At 31.0% G+C, this 883-nt stretch carries 2 protein-coding genes; one reads left to right on the top strand and one right to left on the bottom strand.

The window, feature by feature from the left end; translation table 11 throughout:
* The coding region (locus CN514_RS24200; RefSeq protein ID WP_098234749.1) for a metal-dependent hydrolase at positions 1 to 486 on the bottom strand (486 nt) is incomplete at its 3' end.
* A 190-nt stretch (positions 487 to 676) separates the two neighbouring features.
* On the opposite strand from CN514_RS24200, the gene CN514_RS24195 reads away from it, so the two are divergent.
* Positions 677 to 883: aminopeptidase P family N-terminal domain-containing protein (locus tag CN514_RS24195; protein ID WP_176526060.1), on the top strand; the 207-nt coding region annotated here is incomplete at its 3' end.

Here is an 883-nt window from a genome sequence, read left to right as displayed (position 1 = left end):
TGCTAGATCGATTTTTTCATACTCACCTAATGTTTTCATACCCCTGTATAATGCAGTATCACCAGCATGATAAATTGTTTTCCCAGCTATTTTTAATAAAACACCTGATGGTGGTCCTACATTAATTATTTGTTTATTTTCTTCATCAACAATACTTGAACCATGGATTGCTTCTACTAATTTTAATTTACCAAATGAAAACTCTTTTTCTCCCCCGATATGCATAGGAACAACTTTGACACCTTGCCACGAGATCCAAGTTGCTAATTCAACAGGAGCAATAACAGTTGCATCATTTCGTTTTGCTAGTTCAACTGTGTCACCTAAATGATCGCCATGACCATGTGTTACATAAATATAATTCACTTTAATATTTTCTACTTTCACATTAGTATGTGGATTACCGTTAATAAACGGATCAATAATAATTGAATCTTGACCGTGTTCTACTAAAATAACACTGTGCCCAAAATATGTAATTTTCAAATGAAGTCGCTCCTTTATAATAAAATTAGTCTCTACCACATTTTAACAGATTATTTTCTATTACAAAAATAAGAAATAAGTTAACTATTTTACGTAATTCGATTAAAAATGCTAAAATAAGAGTGTTATAAACTGTAAAGACTCTTTTTGTTTATTGCAGTAATTTGTTTTTTAAGAAAGGATGTTACAAATGGAACACCGTATACAAAATCTATCAACTTGGTTAAAAGAGCAAGATATACAACTAGGATTTATTACATCTACTGAGAACGTATTTTATTTAACTAATTTCCATTGTAATCCACATGAACGTCTTTTAGCTTGTCTTGTATTTCCAAATGATGAGCCAATTCTTGTATGTCCACAAATGGAAGTTGGACATGTACAAAACGCAGGC

The sequence above is a fragment of the Bacillus sp. AFS001701 genome (assembly GCF_002559405.1).
Classification (GTDB): domain Bacteria; phylum Bacillota; class Bacilli; order Bacillales; family Bacillaceae_G; genus Gottfriedia.
Note: the sequence above shows the minus strand (reverse complement) of the source record. Positions and strands in the feature narration are given on the sequence as shown.